Origin of the sequence: Azohydromonas lata NBRC 102462 (assembly GCF_001571085.1) — a bacterium.
In the GTDB taxonomy this organism is placed as follows: Bacteria; Pseudomonadota; Gammaproteobacteria; order Burkholderiales; family Burkholderiaceae_C; genus Azohydromonas; species Azohydromonas lata.
Genome location: NZ_BCTC01000033.1, coordinates 1 through 17190, shown reverse-complemented (window position 1 = coordinate 17190; position 17190 = coordinate 1). Strand labels below are relative to the sequence as shown.

At 70.1% G+C, this 17190-nt stretch carries 12 protein-coding genes and 1 pseudogene; 10 read left to right on the top strand and 3 right to left on the bottom strand.

Going from position 1 to position 17190, the window contains the following annotated elements:
• Positions 1-5: 5 nt before the first annotated feature.
• The 5 genes from ALA01S_RS13455 (at position 6) to ALA01S_RS13440 (ending at position 4989) form a co-directional block, all read left to right on the top strand.
• Entirely contained in the window at positions 6-1073 is a 1068-nt protein-coding gene (locus ALA01S_RS13455; protein WP_066337224.1) for an ABC transporter ATP-binding protein, read from the top strand.
• Positions 1074-1248: 175 nt separating this feature from the next.
• Positions 1249-2529, top strand: coding sequence for a carbohydrate porin (locus tag ALA01S_RS13450; protein ID WP_084267525.1), 1281 nt, complete (start codon positions 1249-1251; stop codon positions 2527-2529).
• Between the two features lie 19 nt (positions 2530-2548).
• A complete protein-coding gene (zwf, locus tag ALA01S_RS13445) occupies positions 2549-4027 on the top strand; it encodes a glucose-6-phosphate dehydrogenase (RefSeq protein ID WP_066337222.1) in 1479 nt (492 codons plus the stop codon).
• Positions 4028-4198: 171 nt separating this feature from the next.
• Positions 4199-4438 carry a hypothetical protein gene (locus ALA01S_RS32965; RefSeq protein WP_157118985.1) on the top strand — a complete coding sequence of 80 codons (240 nt, stop codon included), beginning with the start codon at positions 4199-4201 and terminating at the stop codon, positions 4436-4438.
• A 305-nt stretch (positions 4439-4743) separates the two neighbouring features.
• Positions 4744-4989, top strand: a complete 246-nt coding sequence (locus tag ALA01S_RS13440) for a DUF2789 domain-containing protein (protein WP_066337220.1) — start codon at positions 4744-4746, stop codon at positions 4987-4989.
• A gap of 48 nt (positions 4990-5037) precedes the next feature.
• Here ALA01S_RS13440 and ALA01S_RS13435 read toward each other — a convergent pair whose 3' ends face one another.
• Positions 5038-6444, bottom strand: coding sequence for a replication initiation protein (locus ALA01S_RS13435; RefSeq protein WP_066337218.1), 1407 nt, complete (start codon positions 6442-6444; stop codon positions 5038-5040).
• A 656-nt stretch (positions 6445-7100) separates the two neighbouring features.
• Between ALA01S_RS13435 and ALA01S_RS13430 the strand changes: the two genes are divergently transcribed.
• Together ALA01S_RS13430 and ALA01S_RS13425 are read left to right on the top strand one after the other, a co-directional pair.
• Positions 7101-8273, top strand: a complete 1173-nt coding sequence (locus tag ALA01S_RS13430) for an AAA family ATPase (protein WP_238455789.1) — start codon at positions 7101-7103, stop codon at positions 8271-8273.
• Position 8274: 1 nt separating this feature from the next.
• Positions 8275-9321, top strand: coding sequence for a ParB/RepB/Spo0J family partition protein (locus tag ALA01S_RS13425; RefSeq protein ID WP_084267523.1), 1047 nt, complete (start codon positions 8275-8277; stop codon positions 9319-9321).
• Positions 9322-9599: 278 nt separating this feature from the next.
• Here the strand turns inward: ALA01S_RS13425 and ALA01S_RS13420 are convergent, their stop codons facing one another.
• On the bottom strand, positions 9600-11585 hold the full coding sequence (locus ALA01S_RS13420) for a site-specific integrase (protein ID WP_066337271.1): 1986 nt from the start codon (positions 11583-11585) through the stop codon (positions 9600-9602).
• A 409-nt stretch (positions 11586-11994) separates the two neighbouring features.
• Here ALA01S_RS13420 and pyk point away from each other — a divergent pair, with 409 nt between their 5' ends.
• Entirely contained in the window at positions 11995-13413 is a 1419-nt protein-coding gene (gene pyk / locus ALA01S_RS13415) for a pyruvate kinase (protein WP_066337215.1), read from the top strand.
• A gap of 133 nt (positions 13414-13546) precedes the next feature.
• Here the strand turns inward: pyk and ALA01S_RS13410 are convergent, their stop codons facing one another.
• Positions 13547-14020, bottom strand: coding sequence for a hypothetical protein (locus tag ALA01S_RS13410; protein ID WP_157118984.1), 474 nt, complete (start codon positions 14018-14020; stop codon positions 13547-13549).
• 523 nt (positions 14021-14543) lie between these two features.
• Between ALA01S_RS13410 and ALA01S_RS13405 the strand changes: the two genes are divergently transcribed.
• Positions 14544-16325 (top strand): SulP family inorganic anion transporter, encoded by a 1782-nt coding sequence (locus ALA01S_RS13405; RefSeq protein ID WP_084267521.1) that lies wholly within the window; start codon positions 14544-14546, stop codon positions 16323-16325.
• Between the two features lie 143 nt (positions 16326-16468).
• Positions 16469-17190: pseudogene (locus ALA01S_RS13400) on the top strand (methyl-accepting chemotaxis protein); the annotation flags it as partial.

Below are 17190 nucleotides of genomic sequence, written 5' to 3'. Positions count from 1 at the left end.
TCACCATGGGCGCTCTCTCCATCCGCCAGGTCGAGAAAACTTACGCGGGCAACGTCCGCATCCTCAAGGGCATCGACATCGAGATCGAGGCCGGCGAGTTCCTCATCCTCGTGGGCCCGTCCGGCTGCGGCAAGTCCACGCTGCTGGGCATGATCGCCGGGCTGGACACGCCCACGGCCGGCAGCATCCACATCGGCGAGCGCGACGTCACGCACCTGCCCAGCAAGGACCGCGACATCGCCATGGTGTTCCAGAGCTACGCGCTCTACCCGAACATGAACGTGGCGCAGAACATCGCCTTCGGCCTGGAGATCCGCAAGGTGCCCAAGGCCGAGCGCGACGCGACCGTCCAGCGCGTGGCGCAGATGCTGCAGCTCGGCCACCTGCTGGACCGCAAGCCCGCCCAGCTCTCCGGCGGCCAGCGCCAGCGCGTGGCCATGGGCCGCGCCCTGGCCCGCAACCCCAGGCTCTTCCTCTTCGACGAGCCGCTGTCCAACCTCGACGCCAAGCTGCGCGTGGAGATGCGCGCGGAAATCAAGCTGCTGCACCAGCGCACGCGCACGACCACCGTGTACGTGACGCACGACCAGGTGGAAGCCATGACGCTGGGCGACCGCATCGCGGTGATGAAGGACGGCGTGGTGCAGCAGTTCGGCACGCCGGAGGACATCTATGCGCGCCCGGCGAACCGCTTCGTGGCCGAGTTCATCGGCTCGCCCGTGATGAACATCGTGTCCGCCGCGCAGGGTGCCAACGCACCCACCGCTGCCGGCCTCCCCTTGCCGACCACCGATGGCCAGCAGGCCGCACTGCGCGCCAACGGTTGCGCCGGCATCCTGTACGGCCTGCGGCCCGAGCACCTGAGCCTGGCCGACAGCGGCGTGCCGGGGCGGCTGGCCATCGTCGAGCCCACCGGCCCCGACACCTACGCCACGGTGGAGACGGCGCTGGGCATGCTCACCGCCCGCGTGCCCGGCACGCTGCACGCGCAGGCCGGCGAGAGCGTGCACCTGCGCTGGCAGCCCCAGCACGCCCACCTGTTCGACGCGCGCACCGAGGCCCGCGTGGCCTGACGCTCAAGCGGCCCGCGCGCCGCCCGCCCAACGCAAGACGCCCACACGCCGCGCCAGCGCGCGGCGCGGGGACGGCTTCGCCCAAAGAACAAACAACGGCCCGCTCCATCCGCCCAAAGGCAAGGCGGCGGGCGAACTCGTCCCCAGCGGACGCCTACTCAGAGGAGACAAGGACATGAACACCAGCAACGCCCCCCAGCGCCTGCGCCAGGCCAGCATCGCCGCCGCCGCGGCGCTGGCCTGCCTGTCGGCAGCCCAGGCCGCGGAAGTCGCGGGCCTGGAGCTTTACGGCTACACCCGCGGCGGCTTCTACTCCAGCAGCGGCGACGCCCCGCGCGGCGGCTACACCTTGGGCGGCGACGCGCAGAAGTTCCGCCTGGGCAACGAGGGCGACCACGGGCTGGAGTTCGGCATAGGCAAGACCTTCGAGGCGGGCAACGGCCTGAAATTCGGCGCCTACTACATGCCCACGGTCTGGAACGGCGACCACGGCACCGACGAGGCCTACGGCACGCTCTCCGGGCTGCCGTTTGCGCCCGAGGCCGAGTTCTGGGCCGGCCAACGCCGCCTGCGCCTGCAGGACGTGCACATCGTGGACAAGTTCTTCGCCGACTACGGCGACAACCTGGGCGCGGGCATGCGCGGCATGCAGTTGGGCCCGGTGAAGCTGGGCGTGGGCCTGTTCACCAGCGACAGCATCAACAACCACGTAAGCCGCCCCAACCAGGCCAGCCGCCTGAACGTGGACCTCTCCGACTACGCGCTCAACCCCGGCGGCAAGCTGCGCGTGACCTTCACCAAGGTGTTCGGCGGTTTCCAATATGGCCACGACGGCGTGGGCGTGTCGCTGGTGCACAACCAGGCGGACTTCATCGTTCCCAACCTGAAGAACGCGCTGTTCGTCCAGGCGGCCAACGGGCATGCGGCGCTCAGCGGGCAGTTCTTTGGGCTGGACAACCCGGCAACGACCAGCTTGGTGGTGGGCGCCGGCGGCGTGGTCAACACCGTCACCAACCCGCCCACGCCCAACGCGGGCCAGAAGAGCTGGCGCGTGATCGACTCGCTGAGCTGGCAGCAGGGGCGCTTCGGTGGCCAGACCATCGCCGCCTACCAGCACGCCAAGGCGGATGGCGGGCCCAACGACGGTGTGGTGACCAAGGACATCTCCCTGGGCGGCCGTGTCTCCTATGCCGTGACCGACCATTTCAAGCTGCTGGCCGAGGCCGGCACCACCAGCCGCGCGGTGGACGGGCAGCCCACGCAGCGGCTGCACAAGCTGACCATCGCCCCGGCCCTGGCGCTTGGGCCGGAGTTCTTCTCCCGCCCCGAGCTGCGCCTGTACGCCACGCGGGTGAAGTGGAACGACGCGGCCGCGGCGGCCAACGCCGGCGGCTTCGCGGCCGGCGGGCGCACCTCGGCCACGCTGTTCGGCGTGCAGATCGAGGCCTGGTGGTGATCACTGCGGGGACACGGCCATGAGCTTCGACCTCGTCATCTTCGGCGGCACCGGCGACCTGGCCTGGCGCAAGCTCATGCCGGCCCTGTTCCAGGCCTGGCGCCACGGCAAGCTGCCCGCTGGCGGGCGCATCCTGGCCGTGGCCCGCGAGGCCCTGGACGGCGATGGCTACCGCCAGTGGCTGCAGCAGCGCTTCCAGGACCTGGCCGGTCCAACCCGGCCGGGCGCGGCGGATTTCAAGCGCTTCGCCGCGCTGCTGCACTACCTGCAGGTGGACTTGTCCTTGCCCGCGCACTACGCGCGGCTGCGGCGCTGGCTCAAGGCGCCGCAGCCGGGCGAGGGCCGCAACAGCGCTGCCGACAGCGCGGTGCTGTACCTGGCCACCAGCCCGCACCTCTTTCCCGAGATCTGCCGCCAGCTCGGCGCCGTGGGCCTCAACGGGCCGGAGGTGCGCGTGGTGCTGGAAAAACCGCTGGGCCATGACCTGCAAAGCGCCCGCGCCATCAACCAGGCCGTGGGCGCCACCTTCAGCGAAGCGCAGGCGCTGCGCATCGACCACTACCTGGGCAAGTCCGCCGTGCAGAACCTCACCGCGCTGCGCTTTGGCAACGCCCTCTTCGAGCCGCTGTGGCGGCGTGAGAGCGTCGCCAGCATGGAGATCACGCTGGCCGAGTCCTTGGGCGTGGGCACGCGCGGCGACTTCTACGACCGCACCGGCGCCCTGCGCGACATGGTGCAGAACCATGCCTTGCAGTTGCTGACCATGCTGGCCATGGAGCCGCCCGCGCGCCACGACGCCAACGCGCTGCGCGACGAAAAGCTCAAGGTGCTGCAGGCGCTGAAACCTTTCGACGCCGTGAGCGCGCGGCGCGACGTGGTGCGCGGCCAGTACCGCGCCGGCGTGTGCGAAGGCCGCGCCGTGCCGGGCTACCTGGACGAGCGCAACGTGCCCGCGGGCAGCCGCTGCGAGACCTTCGTGGCGCTGCGCACCGAGGTGCGCAACTGGCGCTGGGCCGGCGTGCCCTTTTACTTGCGCACCGGCAAGCGGCTCGCGGCGGGGGCGGCCTGCATCGTCGTGAACTTCCGGGCAGTGCCGCACCCCATCTTTCCCGGGCCGCACCGCGCCAACCGCCTGCTGATCAAGCTGCAGCCGGAGGACGGGCTGGAGCTGCAACTGCTGGCGGCCAAGGGCAGCTCCGGCTCGGAGGCGCTGGCGCCGGTGAGCCTGGACCTGGACTTCGACAAGGCCTTTTTCGAGGACCGCGTGGGCGCCTACGAACGGCTGCTGCTGGAGGCCCTGCACGGCCGGCTGAATCTGTTCGTTCGCAGCGACGAGCAGGAGGAGGCCTGGCGCTGGGTCGAGCCCGTGCTGCAGGCCTGGCGCGAGGACGATGCCGCCGGCCTGGGCCCGCGCCCCTACGCCGCCGGGAGCTGGGGCCCGGCCGCCGCCAGCGCGCTGGTGGCGCGCGACGGGTTTCACTGGTCCGAGGAACACTGAGCACCGTCCGCCGCCCGGCGCGCCTATCCACAAAACGGGTGCGGGCCGGCAGAAAAAAGTCTGTTTGTCAGGGATAACGCGGAATATTCACGGCTACCGATGTAAACAGGCGCAACCAGACGCCGATGAAAGACCGTCGCCCAAAGTGGGCTGCAGTTTTTTGGGCAGGACATGGACATCGAAGTCTGGAGAGAAGGATTTGAAGCCGGCAAAAGGCTGCAGCCGGCTCGTCCGCCTTATGACAACGGCACGCTGGAGGCCTGGAGTTGGCACCGCGGCTACATCGAAGGCGCGGCGCAGCGCATGGGCCGCTGCTACAGCGACCGGCCGCCTCGCGACGTGGAATGGCCCAGCCTGCCCAGCCAGCGCAGCGCCGGCCGCGCTGTGAGAGGAAGGCCTGTTTCGCGGTAAATCCCTTCGCCGCTTTTCCCCCAGATCGCGCGCACGCGCCGCGCTCCAGTGCTGGAGCCGGCGCGTGCGCGCTTTGGCGCACTCCCCTGCGCCGGCCTTGCCGTCAGGCACGCCAAGCTGTGGACGCGCAGACCCTGCCCGCGCGGCTGTCCGCGCCACGGCGAGGGACTTTCCTGGGCGCCCCGGGGGCGGCGCGAGACTTGCCACGTGCCGGGACCGACCGCGCCGACCGGCGCGCAGCGGCACTCCAACCATTGCGGCGCATGGCGCCACAGTCCGTTCAAGCCAAGGGAAAGGACACTGTCATGGAACTCTCCAACCACGCCTTGAAAGACCTCTTCGACCAGCTCGGCCTGCCCAGCGAGCAAAGCGACATAGAGCACTTCATAGAGAGCCACCGGCCGCTGCCGGACGATCTGCGGCTGGCGGATGCGCCGTTCTGGACGCCGGCGCAGGCGCAGTTCCTCAAGGAGGAATTCCTGGATGACGCGGATTGGGCGCCGCTGGTGGACCAGCTCAACGCGCTCCTGCATCAGCCGACGCGGCACTGAGCGCGGCGCGTTCGCCCATGCGGCGAACGCACGCCGGGCCTGCGGCTTTCAGCCCAGGCCGTTTTGCTCCATGTAGAAGCGCACCATGCTGGCCATGACCAGGGGCGACTGCCACTGGCGCGCGTCCAGCCGGCGCATGAGCGTGGGCGTGGCGGTGCCGGCGGCCACCACGTGGGCGCGCAGCCGCTCCATCCAGGCCGCCTGCTCGGCCTCCGGCAAGGCCTCAAAAACCGCCCTCGCCTGGGCCAGCGCCCGCGACTGCGCCTGCTGCGCGGCGGTGGCCGGGTTTTGCAGCCCGGCTTCCCGCACCGCGGCGGCGGGCCGTGGGGCTGCGGCCATCGGCCCCGGCGCAGCGGCGGCCGGCGCGGGCGCAGGGGTGCCCGGCTGCGCCACGGTGGGATGTGCCTCGTTCTCCAGGCCGGCCAGGATGGTCTTGAGGTAGGCGGCCTTGTTGACGATGGGCTTGCTGGCACCGGCACCGGCGTAGCGCTGCATGGCATCCAGCGCGCGGGCCACGGCGGCTTCGCCGTAGCGCTCCATGAAGGCATCGACGTCGCTTTCGCGCAGACCCAGGGCCAGTGCGCGCGCCACCTGCGTCACGTCGGCGGGCTGCTGCTCGGCGCGGGCAGCCGCCACCTCCGGCGCCTGCTTGCGGCGCACGGCGAACTGCACCTCGGCCACGGCGCGGCCTTCCTTGTATTCGAGCAGCTCGATTTCGAGGTCGCTGATTTCGTTGATGTCGCGTATGGCGGGGCTGACGAACTCGTTCTTGAACTTGCGCCACTCGCGCTGGCGCGCCAGCTCGGAGCCCTTGAGCACGGCCACCCACCAGCTCCAGTGCTGGCGCGCGGTGACGCCGCCGGGGTTGTCGCGGTAGCGGGCGCAGATTTCGTACAGCGCCACGGCCGTGTAGGTGCCCAGCTGCGCGATCGTTTCCAGCTCCAGTCGCGCCCACCGGTTCGGACCCAGCATCTGCTGCTGGATGGTGGGCGGGTAGAACCACGTGACCCAGTTCTCGCCGTTCTTCTTGTACAGGCGCACCTCGGAGAGCATGTTGAACATGCGCAGCTCGTCGCGCGTATCCGCCGCGCCGCCCTCGGCGAAGCTGGCCGCCGCCGCGTCAGCCGGCAGCAGGCTCCACTGCTCGCCGCGCGACAGCGGGCGCCACTCGATCTTGGTGGACATCATCTGTTCGATGTAGCGCTTGGCGTCCACGGCTACGTTGGAGCCGGCACCGAAGCCGCGCAGGATGGCGTTGAGCGGCGCACTGAAGCCGGTGCTGCCGTCAGCACCTTGCGCGCCCTGGCGCTGCGCGATGTGCAGCATGACGTTGTAGGCCTTGCGCGCGGTGACGGTGAGGCTCTTGTTCAGCGGAACGATGGCCAGCGCCGCCACCGGCTTGTTCAGCATGCCGGCGGGAGCGTCCTTCTTCAGCGACGTCAGCTTCTTGGCCATGGCGCAGTATATGTCCGCACGCGTTCGGACAGATGGCACGGACACCGGCCCCCCTGCTGTCCTCGTTTCAACGGACAGCAAGTGGAGCCCGCTCAGCCAGCCCCCGGAAAAGCCGGACATTTACAAGTGCCGCAAGCTTGAGGAAACCCCGGAAAAGCCGGACGCTTGGCTACCTGCGGACCGACAGCGAAGGCCTGAAAACCCGGACACTTCACGGTTCACAACTGAGAAACGGGCCTGCTGGCCCTTGGAACACGCGTCCGGCAAAGCGGACTCGGTGCATGGAACAGCCACGCCCGGAAAACCGGGACACTTGCCCGCAAGCTCAGACAGTTGGCTCGCAATGCCGGACGCATGTGCAGGCCATCCCGGACGGATGCTTGGGTAAAGCCGGACGGTAAAACTTATTAAGTTGTTGATTTATATAGAAAATTCAAGGTTTCCCACAGGCCCGAAGTCTTGAATCTTTGAATTCTTCTAAAGATCGGATGACGTTGAGGAAAAAAGAACTCCATACAGCCGAAAGTGTCCGGATTCTCCGGGCCGTTGTTGGATCAAGACGCGGCTTTCACGTGTGACTGCGAAAACGGCGTTCTCTATAGAATCGGCCGCTACAGCAATATTCGCGTGGGAAAGGACTGTTTGTGGAATCACTTTTGAGCAACGCTGCGCGCAGCATCAGCCTGGAGGCCATTGCGGAGCAGGCCGAGCGGGTGAAGTCCATCGTGGCCCAGGTGCGGGGCGCCATGCTCGCGCCGGATGCGCGCAAGAAGCCTCCCACCTTCTCCACCACGCAGCTCATGGCACTGACCGGGCTGGACAAGGGGCAGGTGGACTACCGCGTGCGCAAGGGTGACCTGCCCAGCGGACGGCTCAACAGCACGGGGTCGCGGCGCGAGTTCACGTTGGAGGAGGCGCGCCGCTGGGTGAAGGACGTGCGCAAGGAGGAGCTTCGGCCACAGGGCGCGGAGGCCGTCACCATCGCCATCGGCAACTTCAAGGGCGGCGTGACCAAGACCACCACTTCGCTGACGCTGGCGCAAGGGCTGAACCTGCGCGGGCATCGGGTGCTGGTGATCGACTGCGATCCGCAGGGCAGCCTGACCACGCTGTTCGGCCTGCTGCCGGACTCGGAGGTCAACGTGGATGACACGGTGCTGCCGCTGTTCACTGGCGACCAGGCCGACATCGCCTACGCCATTCGACCGACTTACTGGGACGGCATCGACCTTGTGGCGGCGGCGTCCTTCCTGTTCTCGGCCGAGTTCGTGCTGCCGGCCAAACAGAGCAAGGACCCGAAGTTCGAGTTCTGGAACGTGCTGAACTACGGCATAGACCCGGTGCGGCTGGACTATGACGTGATCATCATCGACACGCCGCCCGCCCTCTCCTACACCACCATCAACGCGCTGATGGCCAGCGACGGCATCATCATGCCGCTGCCGCCCAATGCGCTGGACTTCGCTTCCAGCGCCCAGTTCTGGGATCTGTTCTCCGACCTGACCACGCAGCTCGTCAAGAACCGCGGCGGCAGCAAGGAATTCGCCTTCATAGACATCCTGCCGGCCAAGGTGGAGTCCACCGACCAGGCCAGCCTGGTGGTGCGCGAGTGGATGGCCGCGGCCTACGCCGAGAAGGTGTTGCCCGTGGAGATACCGAAGTCCATGGCGGCCAGCACCTCCAGCGCCGAGTTCGGCACCGTGTATGACAGCAGCCCGGCCAATGCCAGCACGCGCACGTTCAAGCGTGCTTACGAAGCCTATGACCGGCTGGTGGAGCTGATCGAAGACCAAGCCCAGACCTTCTGGCGCAAGCAACTGGGAGCGTGACATGGCCTCGCAAGGAACACCTGTGAAGAAGAAGGGGTCCGGCATCCATTTCGTGTTGCCCGATGCGCGCAAGGAGGGGGAGCTTGCTTCCCCCGCGCCGGTGACGGCGCGGGCCAACGCGCCGCGCACCGGCGTGGGCCTGTTGGCCACGACCGTGTTCGAGACTGCCAAGCTGGAGGAGCGCATAGAGGCGCTGCAGGGCGAAGTGCAGAAACTGGAGTCCGAGCGCGGCGGACAGCTCATGGATGCGCGCAGCGTGGTGCCCAGCCGCTGGGCCAACCGGCATCCGGACGCTTTCACCGGGCCGGAATTCGAGGAGCTCAAGCGCGAGATTCGCGATGCGGGCGGCAACGTCCAGCCCATCAAGGTGCGGCCGCTGCCGGCACCGCGTGCGGGCGAAGGCGGCGTGGAGGCACGCTACGAGATCGTCTTCGGCCACCGCCGCCACCGTGCGTGCCTGGAGCTGGGCCTGCCGGTGCTGGCCATCGTGCAGGAGTTGCCGGACCGCGACCTGTTCATCCACATGGAGCGGGAGAACCGCGGGCGGCAAAGCCTTTCGGCGTGGGAGCAGGGGCGCATGTATTTGCGTGCGCTGGATGAAGGGCTGTTTCCCTCCAACACCCAGTTGGCCAACGCCATTGGACGCAGCGTCAGTGACATCGGCAAGGCGGTGCGCATTGCGCAGCTGCCCTCCGAAGTCGTCGGCGCCTTTCCCTCGCCCAACGCCATCCAGTTCCGCTGGGCGGCCGACCTGCAGCGCGCGCTGGAAAAGGACGCCGATGCCGTGCTGGCCGCCGCCCGTGCCGCTGACCAGATCGAACCCCACCCTTCGGCCGCCGAAGTTCATGCCACGCTCACGGCCTGTCTGCGCGACAAGGGGGTGGGACGGTCCTACCCCCCGGTGCACGAGATCGACCTGGGCCAGGGCCGCAGCGCCACGCTGCGCAGCGACGCCAAAGGTCGCACCGTGGTGGAGCTGAGCGCAGGTGTGCTGCCCGCGGACCAGTGGCCGGCCTTGGAGGCGGCACTGCGCAAGCTCGTGGGCTGAGCGGGCGCGGTCCGCGCCCGCGCGGACGGCTTGTTGAGACGAAGGGGTGGGACGGTCCCACCTCTTTTGCTTTTCGTCTCCGCTTGAAGCCTCAAGGAAACTGCAATGCACAGGCCGTGGGCGTAGGGGGTGGGACGGTCCTACCCCCACGCCGGAAAAGTATTCGCGCGTAGACAGCCGAGCCGCGATGCAATTCCAGCGGCTGGGTGGCAGGGGGTGGGACCGTCCCACCCCCCTTTCGGTTTTGCGTGCTCTGCCGTCGAGCGCGCTGCGCAAGCTCAGTCTTGCCAGAACTTCTTCATCGCCTTCATGCGCCGGCGCTGCTCGGTCGTGACGTACACGGTGGTCGTCGCCAGCGAGGCATGCCCCAGGTTCTGCTGCGCGATTTCTATGGGCATGCCGCGCGCGATGGCGTGCGAAGCATGGCTGTGGCGCAGCCAATGGGTGCTGGCGGCAAACAGGCGCTGTGCGCCGCGTTCGTCGCCCTGGGCGCGCAGCAGCCCGGCGCAGTGGCCAAAGAAGGTCTTGAGTTGGTCGTAAAGGGTATTGGACGCGATGCCGGCTGCCGGGTCGATGCCAGCGCCGAGCAACTGCGGTGCGCGCTCGGCCGCGTCACTGGCCAAGCCCAGCAGGAAGGCGTCTTGTGTTGCCGGGTGGCCGGGGTCGGGGTCCAGCCCACGCGAGGCCAGGTAGTCCAGCAGCACGTCAGCCACCGGTTGCGGCAGGGGCACCTCGCGCTGGCGCTGGCCCTTGCCGACCACGCGCAGCACCCAGCCGGCCTCGGCCTGTGCGTCCTCGCCGTCGGCCGGGTATTCCACCCAATGCAGGTCGCCCGCGCGGGCCGCCACCGCTTCGGACAGGCGCAGGCCCGTGGCGTAGAGCAGCAGCAGGGCGGCACGCAGGCGGCGGGTGGAGCCGTTGGCCGGCTGCAGCTCCAATTGCTCCCGCACGAAACGCCATTGCGCCATGGTCAGGCTGCGGCCGGCATCCACGCGCGGTGCGGCGCCACGCGACACGGCCACGCCCGTCCACGGATTGCCCACCAGGTAGTTTTGCTGGACGAGGAAGTTGTAGAGGTTGCGCAGCACGGTCAGTGCCTGGCCCACGGCGCGTGCCGACAGCGGACCTTCGAACGGCCGCCACAGCGGCGACCAGCGCTCGCGCCCGCGCGGCCCGCACCAGCGGCTGCGCGGCTGCGGGTCGGCCAGGAAACCGCGGTAGGCCACGCAGTCCTCATGGGTCATGGAGGACAAGGCCTTGCCCCGCACCAACAGGGCCCACAGCAGGAAGCGTTCGGCCTCCTTGCGGTAGGCGCGCTGGGTGTGGGAGAGCACGGGTGGCAACGGAGATAGCGACGGCGACGCGCGTGTGCCGGTCACCGCCAAGGCATCGCCCGCGGCGCGCGAGCGCCGCCGCGCCACCACGGCCGCCTGCTGCTGCGGCGTCGCGCCGTGCTTGGCGCCGATCCAGGCCAGGATGGCTTCGTAGTCGTTGCCCGCCGCCAGCAGGCATTGCGCCTGCGGCCGGCGGTACAGGCCGCGGCTGCCGTCCATTTCGGCCGGCACCACGATCTTCTCCAGCGGCCGGATGTCGGTGGCCGCCATCACCACGCCGTGCAAGGCCTGCTCGGCTAGGTGCGATCGGGGCAGGGCGGTGTGGGCACCGATGCGCAACCCGGTGGAGTCTTCATGCGCGCGCAACCACTCCACGATGCGCTGCGCCTTGGTTCGGCCAATGCCGCGCAGCCCGCCATGCCAGCCTTGGCCCAGTCCGTTGATGCGCTCGGCCAGTTGGTGCAGGGTGAACAGGTCGGCGGCTTCCAGGCGGGACGCCAACGCCGGGTTGAGCCACGCGGCCAGCGCGTCGCCCGCGCGAGGCGGCTCGGCCACCAGCGCTTCCAGCCAGCGCAGCGCCTCCAGCTGCTTTTCCACCAGGCGGGCGCGCCGGCGCAGCCGGCGGCCTTGAGCGCCATAGGCCGCCGCATAGGCCTCGGCCTGTTCCTGCTGGGAAAAGTCCTGCAGCCCGTGCTGTTCGGCAAAGCTGTCCAGCGAGGGCAGGGCGGCTGCGTCGAACAGCCTGGACGTGTCCAGCCTGACGAGCCGCGCCACGCCGTGCCTGTCCTCGCGCCGCGCGGCGGCGGCGAACTCGTCGCGCAGCCAGGCGATGGTGGCGCGCACGGTGCGCAGGTCCGTGGCTTCGCCTTCGGCGCGCAGGTAACGGTCCCAGCTTTCGCGCAGGTTCAGGCCCTGCACCAATGCACGCATGAAGGCGAAGTGACCACCATGCAGCTTGCGCCGCCGCGCGGCGCGGGCGGATGCCGGCACCGGCGCGGAAGCGGCCCCCGCCGCCACGGCAGGGCCTCCATCGCCGCGATGCACGGGCAGGACGTCTTCGGCTGCACCCCTTTTATGCCCGCCAGATTTCCCGCCAAGTGCTTGCCGCGCCATGAATTTCCTTTTTGCCGCGTCAGGCCGCAGCAGTTGGCTGATTTTTTTGTAGGTGTTGATAATAAAGCTTATCAATCCCAGGATTCGCAGCCATCCGGCCGTGGATTCGGCGCCGGAATAGCTCATATCTGTCCGCTGGCGTTCCTCTGGAGGGCACAAGTCCAGACCATGGCGGCGCTGGAACCCTCCAGCCCCGCCAAGACGAGACACCAGGAGATTTGCCCCCATGCGCCGCCATCGCCAAGCCAAGATCGTTGCCACGGTCGGTCCCGCCAGCAGCAGCCCCCAGACGCTGCGCGCGCTCTTCGATGCCGGCGTGGACGTGTTCCGGCTCAACTTCAGCCACGGCACGCAGGCCGACCACCGCGAGCGGCTGCAGGCCATTCGCGCCATGGAGCGCGAGGTGGGCCGCCCCATCGGCGTGCTGCTGGACCTGCAAGGCCCCAAGCTGCGCATAGGCACCTTTGCCGACGGCCCCATCACGCTGTCCGCGGGCGAGCGCTTCACGCTGGACCTGCAGCGCGAGCTGCCGGGCAGCCAGCGCCGCGTGGCGCTGCCGCACCCGGAAATCTTCGCCGCGCTGCGCCCGGGCTCGGAGCTGCTCATCGACGACGGCCGCGTGCGGCTGCGCGTGGTGGCCTGCGACGTGCAGCACGCCGACACCGAGGTGCTGGTGGGCGGCACCGTCTCCGAGCGCAAGGGCGTCAACGTGCCGGACGTGCTGCTGCCGCTGTCCGCGCTCACGCCCAAGGACCTGGCCGACCTGGACTTCGGCCTGAGCCTGGGGGTGGACTGGGTGGCCATGTCCTTCGTCCAGCAGCCGCAGGACGTGGAGCAGTTGCGCGAGATCGTGCAGGGCCGCGCCGGCATCATGGCCAAGCTGGAGAAGCCCCTGGCCATCCACCACCTGGACGAGATCGTGGAGCGCTGCGACGCCCTCATGGTCGCGCGCGGCGACTTGGGCGTGGAGCTGCCCGCCGAGGCCGTGCCGCCCATACAGCGGCGCATCGTCCGCGCCTGCCGCCGCGCCGGCAAGCCGGTGATCGTGGCCACGCAGATGCTGGAGTCCATGGTCAGCTCGCCCGTGCCCACGCGGGCCGAGGCGTCCGACGTGGCTACCGCCATCTACGACGGCGCCGACGCGGTGATGCTCTCGGCCGAGTCCGCTTCCGGCCGCTACCCGGGGGAGGCCGTGCGCATGATGGACCGCATCATCCGCACCGCCGAGGACGACCCGCACCACCGCCAGGCGCTGGACGCCTCGCACACGCCCGCTCGCGCCGAGCCCGGCGACGCCATCGGCTGTGCCACGCGCCGCGTGGCCGCGCTGCTGGACGTGGCCGCCATTGCCGCCTTCACCAGCACCGGCGCCTCGGCGCTGCGCATGGCGCGCGAGCGCCCGCGCGCGCCCATCCTGGGCCTCACGCCCAACGAGAGCACCGCGCGGCGGTTGCCTCTGGCCTGGGGCGTGCACGCCGTGGCCTGCGGCGCCGTCTCCGACCAGGCCGACATGGCCGAGCGCGCCTGCGCCATCGCGCGCGAGCAGGGCTTCGCGCAAGTTGGGCAGACGGTGGTGGTCACGGCCGGGATGCCGTTCGGCACGCCGGGGACGACCAATTTGCTGCGCATTGCGCAGGTGGAGTGAAAAGGCCCTGCGGCTGAACGAAGGTGGCCCCTCCCGCCGGCCTGCAGGAGGACCGCTGGCGGGCCGAATGGCAGCCAGGCCACGGTTCGGCCCGCCAGCGGGCACGCCTACAAGGCGTGCTGGCGGCGTTTACTCACGCCCGCCCCTCCTGCCCATTGACCCGCGCGCACACCGTCAGCGCCGTGCACAGCGCCAGCAGTTGCGCCTGCAGCTCGCTGGCGTCGCGCAGCCGGCCCGCGGGCAGGGCGGCGTCCGAGGACCAATGCCGCATCTGCGCGCGCAGCCGCTCGCGCGCCCAAGCCGGACCAAGCGTGTCGCCCAACCAGTCCAGCGGGGCCAGCAGGCCTCGCACCTCCTCCACGGTGCGCTGGCAAAGCTGTTCCAGTTGCGCGCGCGACAGGTGCCGGCCCGCATCCTGCACGCGGGCGCGGCCGAGCTGCCGCTCCAGCTCATGCACCCGGCGCGCCAGCGCCAGCAGGTCCACCGCCTGGGCGCGGCGCCGTCCGAAGCGGGCCGCACGGGCGGCCCACAAGGCCAGCGCCCAATGCCGGGCCGAGCGCAGCACGCGTGCCAGCACGCCAGGGCCCTTGCGTCTGAGCGCCGCCATGCGCGGGCTCAGGCACGGCACGGTGCCGGCAGGGCGCGGCAGGGCGGCCGCGCCGGCCACGCCCCGGCATCCATGGCCTGCGCGCTGGGCGCAGGGCGCTGTGGCTTTTCAAACATGAAGCTCTGCGAAGTTGAAAAGCGGCGCAGTAGGCCAGCCGCTTCCAAGGTGCCCTGTTGCCAGCCGCTGCATTTCTGCGGTGGGCGCAACCAGCCGTTTCCCCCGGACCGGGTGGCTCAGCAACCGATACATCCGATACGGCCAGGGTGGTTCGCAGCCCACGGTGCGCTTGTGCGAATGCGTCAATGCTGATAGGGGGGGAATGGCGCGCCCCCGGTGGCCCATGGTTGCGCGCGCTTCCACCCGTTGGCCTTGCTGCAGGTCGCGCCAGGGCGGCGGCCCGCGATGCGCCCGGGGCCCCGTGGCGAGTCGATGCCGCGGGCCCCGCACCGCCCCGGGCCTGCGCCCGGGCCGCACCCGGGCCCCGTGCGAACCCGGTGGCAGCGCACGCTACCCTTGCCCTGCCATGCTTCAACGACGCCGTTTCGCCGCTTCCGTCCGTTCCCGCCTGCCCGCTTTCCCCGCCACGGACGACCTGCGCGCCGACGCGCTGGCCGGCCTGCTGGGTGCCGTGCTGGTGCTGCCGCAGGGCATCGCTTTCGCCACGCTGGCCGGGCTGCCGCCGCAGTACGGCCTGTATTCGGCGGTGGTGCCCTGCATCGTCGCGGCGCTGGCGGGCTCCAGCCGCCACGTCGTCTCCGGGCCCACCAACGCCAACTCGCTGGCGCTGTTCGCCATGCTGGCGCCGCTGGCCGCCGTGGGCTCGCCGGCCTACGTGGAGCTGGCGCTGGCGGTCACGGTGCTGGTTGGGCTGCTGCAGTTCGCCACCGGCGCGCTGCGGCTGGGCTCGGTGGCCAATTTCATCTCGCCCACGGCGCTGCTGGGCTTCACCGCGGGCGCGGCGCTGCTGATCGTGGTGCACGCGCTCAAGGACGCGCTGGGCCTCACGCTGCCGCCGGGCCCAAGTGCCGGCGCCGTGCTGCAGGCGGCCTTCTCCCAGGCCCCGCAGCCCGGCGCGCTGCTGGTGGCGCTGGTCACGCTGGGCACGGCCGCGGGGCTGCGCCACCACCGCCGCGGCTCGCCCTTCATGCTCGCGGGCCTGGCCGTGGGCACGGCGCTGGCGGCGCTGCTGGCGCACTTGGCGCCGGCCGCCTGGCACGTGCGGCTGCTGGGCGCCTTGCCCTCGGCGCTGCCGCCCTTTCACCCGCCGGCGGTGGCGCCGGAGCAATTGCCGCAGCTGCTGGGCATCGCCGCGGCGCTGACGGTGGTGGCGCTGGCGCAGTCCATCGCCATCGCCAAGGTCGTGGCCGCGCGCTCGGGGCAGCGCATAGACGCCAACCGCGAGTTCCTGGGCCAGGGCCTGTCCAACCTCGCGGGCGGCTTCTTCTCCTGCTACGTGTCCTGCGGCTCGCTCAACCGCTCGCTGCCCAACCTGGAGGCCGGCGCGCGCGGCCCGCTGGCCGCCGTGTTCTCGGCGCTGCTGGTCATCCCGCTGGTGGCGATGTCGGCGCCGCTGCTGGCGCTCATTCCCTTCGCCGCCATCGCCGGGCTGCTGGTGCTGGTGGGATTCACCTTGCTGGACCTGCCGCGCTGGCGGCATCTGCGGCGCGCCAGCCGTTCCGAGCTCGCCGTGGCCCTGATCACCCTGGCCGCCACGGTGAGCGTGCGGCTGGAGATCGCCGTGCTCATCGGCAGCGCGCTGTCGCTGGGCCTGTACCTGCACCGCACCTCCCGCCCGGCCATGCGCACCATGGGTTTCAACCTCCCGCGCGAGGACGGGCACCGGCCTTTCGTGGTCGTCGAGCACACCGCGGACGCGCTGCCGGAGTGCCCGCAGTTGAAGCTGCTGCGCATGGAGGGCTCGGTCTACTTCGGCGCCACGGCCCACGTGGCCGACCGGCTGCAGGCGCTGCGCGACGCGGGCCAGCCGCAAAAGCACCTGCTGGTCATGGCCAAGAGCATGAATTTCATCGACGTGGCCGGCGCCGAGCTGTGGCGCCAGGAGCTGCGCGCGCGCCGTGCCCTGGGCGGCGACCTGTACTTCCACCGCCCGCGCCCGCCGGTGCTGGCGCAGTGGCGGCGTGACGGCTTCCTGGACGAGCTCGGTGCCGACCACGTCTACCCCGACAAGCGCCGCGCCATCGCCGCCATCACCCACCGCCTGGACTGCGACACCTGCCGCCGCTGCACCGTGCGGGTGTTTCAGGAATGTGCCGAACTGCCGGGGCCGGGCTGCCGGCGCGGCTGAAAGCGCCCGCGCGTCCCATTGCTTGGGCCAGACCCGGCCTTGGGGCCCTGTCCCCATCGGGAAACTTTTTGAGTGACCTCAACTCCTGCGGCGCGTCGCCGATACCGCCGTGTCAGCTTTCATTAAGAAATCAGGAGACAAGCGTGACCTTCACCAACCTGAAAACCCGCACCATGCTGCCGCTGGCCTTTACGTTGCTGCTGCTGTTCATGCTGGCGCAGGCGGCGCTGGGCATCAGCGGCCTGCGCGACGTGGGCCGGGTGATGCACCAGGGGCTGGAGCACGACCGCACCGCGGCCGTGGCGGCCATCGACGACGAGGTGTCCTCGCTGACCTGGCTGATGGGCCTGCTGGCCGGCGCCGGGCTGCTGCTGGGCACGGGCTGCACGGTGGCGCTGGTGCGCGCCATCACGCGGCCGCTGGACGAGGCCATCGTCATCGCCGAGACCGTGGCCGCGGGCGACCTGAGCCAGGAGTTCAAGACCGAGCGCGGCGGCGACTTCGGCCGACTCCTGGGCGCGCTGGGCAACATGGAGGACACGCTCACGGACCTGGTCACGCGCATCAAGGGCTCCACCGACACCATCGCCGTGGCCTCCAAGCAGATCGACGGCGGCAACGTGGACCTGGCGCGCCGCACCGAGCAGCAGGCCGCCTCGCTGCAGCAGACCGCGGCCAGCATGAGCCAGCTCACCGAGACGGTGAAGCTCAACGCCGAGCGTGCCCACTCCGGCAGCGGCCTGGCCGCGCAGGCCCGCCAGGTGGCCGAGCAGGGCGGCGCGGTGATGGCGCAGGTGGTGGGCACCATGGACGCCATCAACACCAGCTCCAAGAAGGTGTCGGACATCATCGACGTGATCGAGGG

Bases quoted from the DNA above. Each gene is read 5' to 3' on its own strand.
- ALA01S_RS13455 (WP_066337224.1), top strand. From the start codon at position 6: ATGGGCGCTCTCTCCATCCGCCAGGTCGAGAAAACTTACGCGGGCAAC.
- ALA01S_RS13450 (WP_084267525.1), top strand. From the start codon at position 1,249: ATGAACACCAGCAACGCCCCCCAGCGCCTGCGCCAGGCCAGCATCGCC.
- zwf (WP_066337222.1), top strand. From the start codon at position 2,549: ATGAGCTTCGACCTCGTCATCTTCGGCGGCACCGGCGACCTGGCCTGG.
- ALA01S_RS32965 (WP_157118985.1), top strand. From the start codon at position 4,199: ATGGACATCGAAGTCTGGAGAGAAGGATTTGAAGCCGGCAAAAGGCTG.
- ALA01S_RS13440 (WP_066337220.1), top strand. From the start codon at position 4,744: ATGGAACTCTCCAACCACGCCTTGAAAGACCTCTTCGACCAGCTCGGC.
- ALA01S_RS13435 (WP_066337218.1), bottom strand. From the start codon at position 6,444: ATGGCCAAGAAGCTGACGTCGCTGAAGAAGGACGCTCCCGCCGGCATG.
- ALA01S_RS13425 (WP_084267523.1), top strand. From the start codon at position 8,275: ATGGCCTCGCAAGGAACACCTGTGAAGAAGAAGGGGTCCGGCATCCAT.
- ALA01S_RS13420 (WP_066337271.1), bottom strand. From the start codon at position 11,585: ATGCGTGCATTGGTGCAGGGCCTGAACCTGCGCGAAAGCTGGGACCGT.
- pyk (WP_066337215.1), top strand. From the start codon at position 11,995: ATGCGCCGCCATCGCCAAGCCAAGATCGTTGCCACGGTCGGTCCCGCC.
- ALA01S_RS13410 (WP_157118984.1), bottom strand. From the start codon at position 14,020: ATGGCGGCGCTCAGACGCAAGGGCCCTGGCGTGCTGGCACGCGTGCTG.
- ALA01S_RS13405 (WP_084267521.1), top strand. From the start codon at position 14,544: ATGCTTCAACGACGCCGTTTCGCCGCTTCCGTCCGTTCCCGCCTGCCC.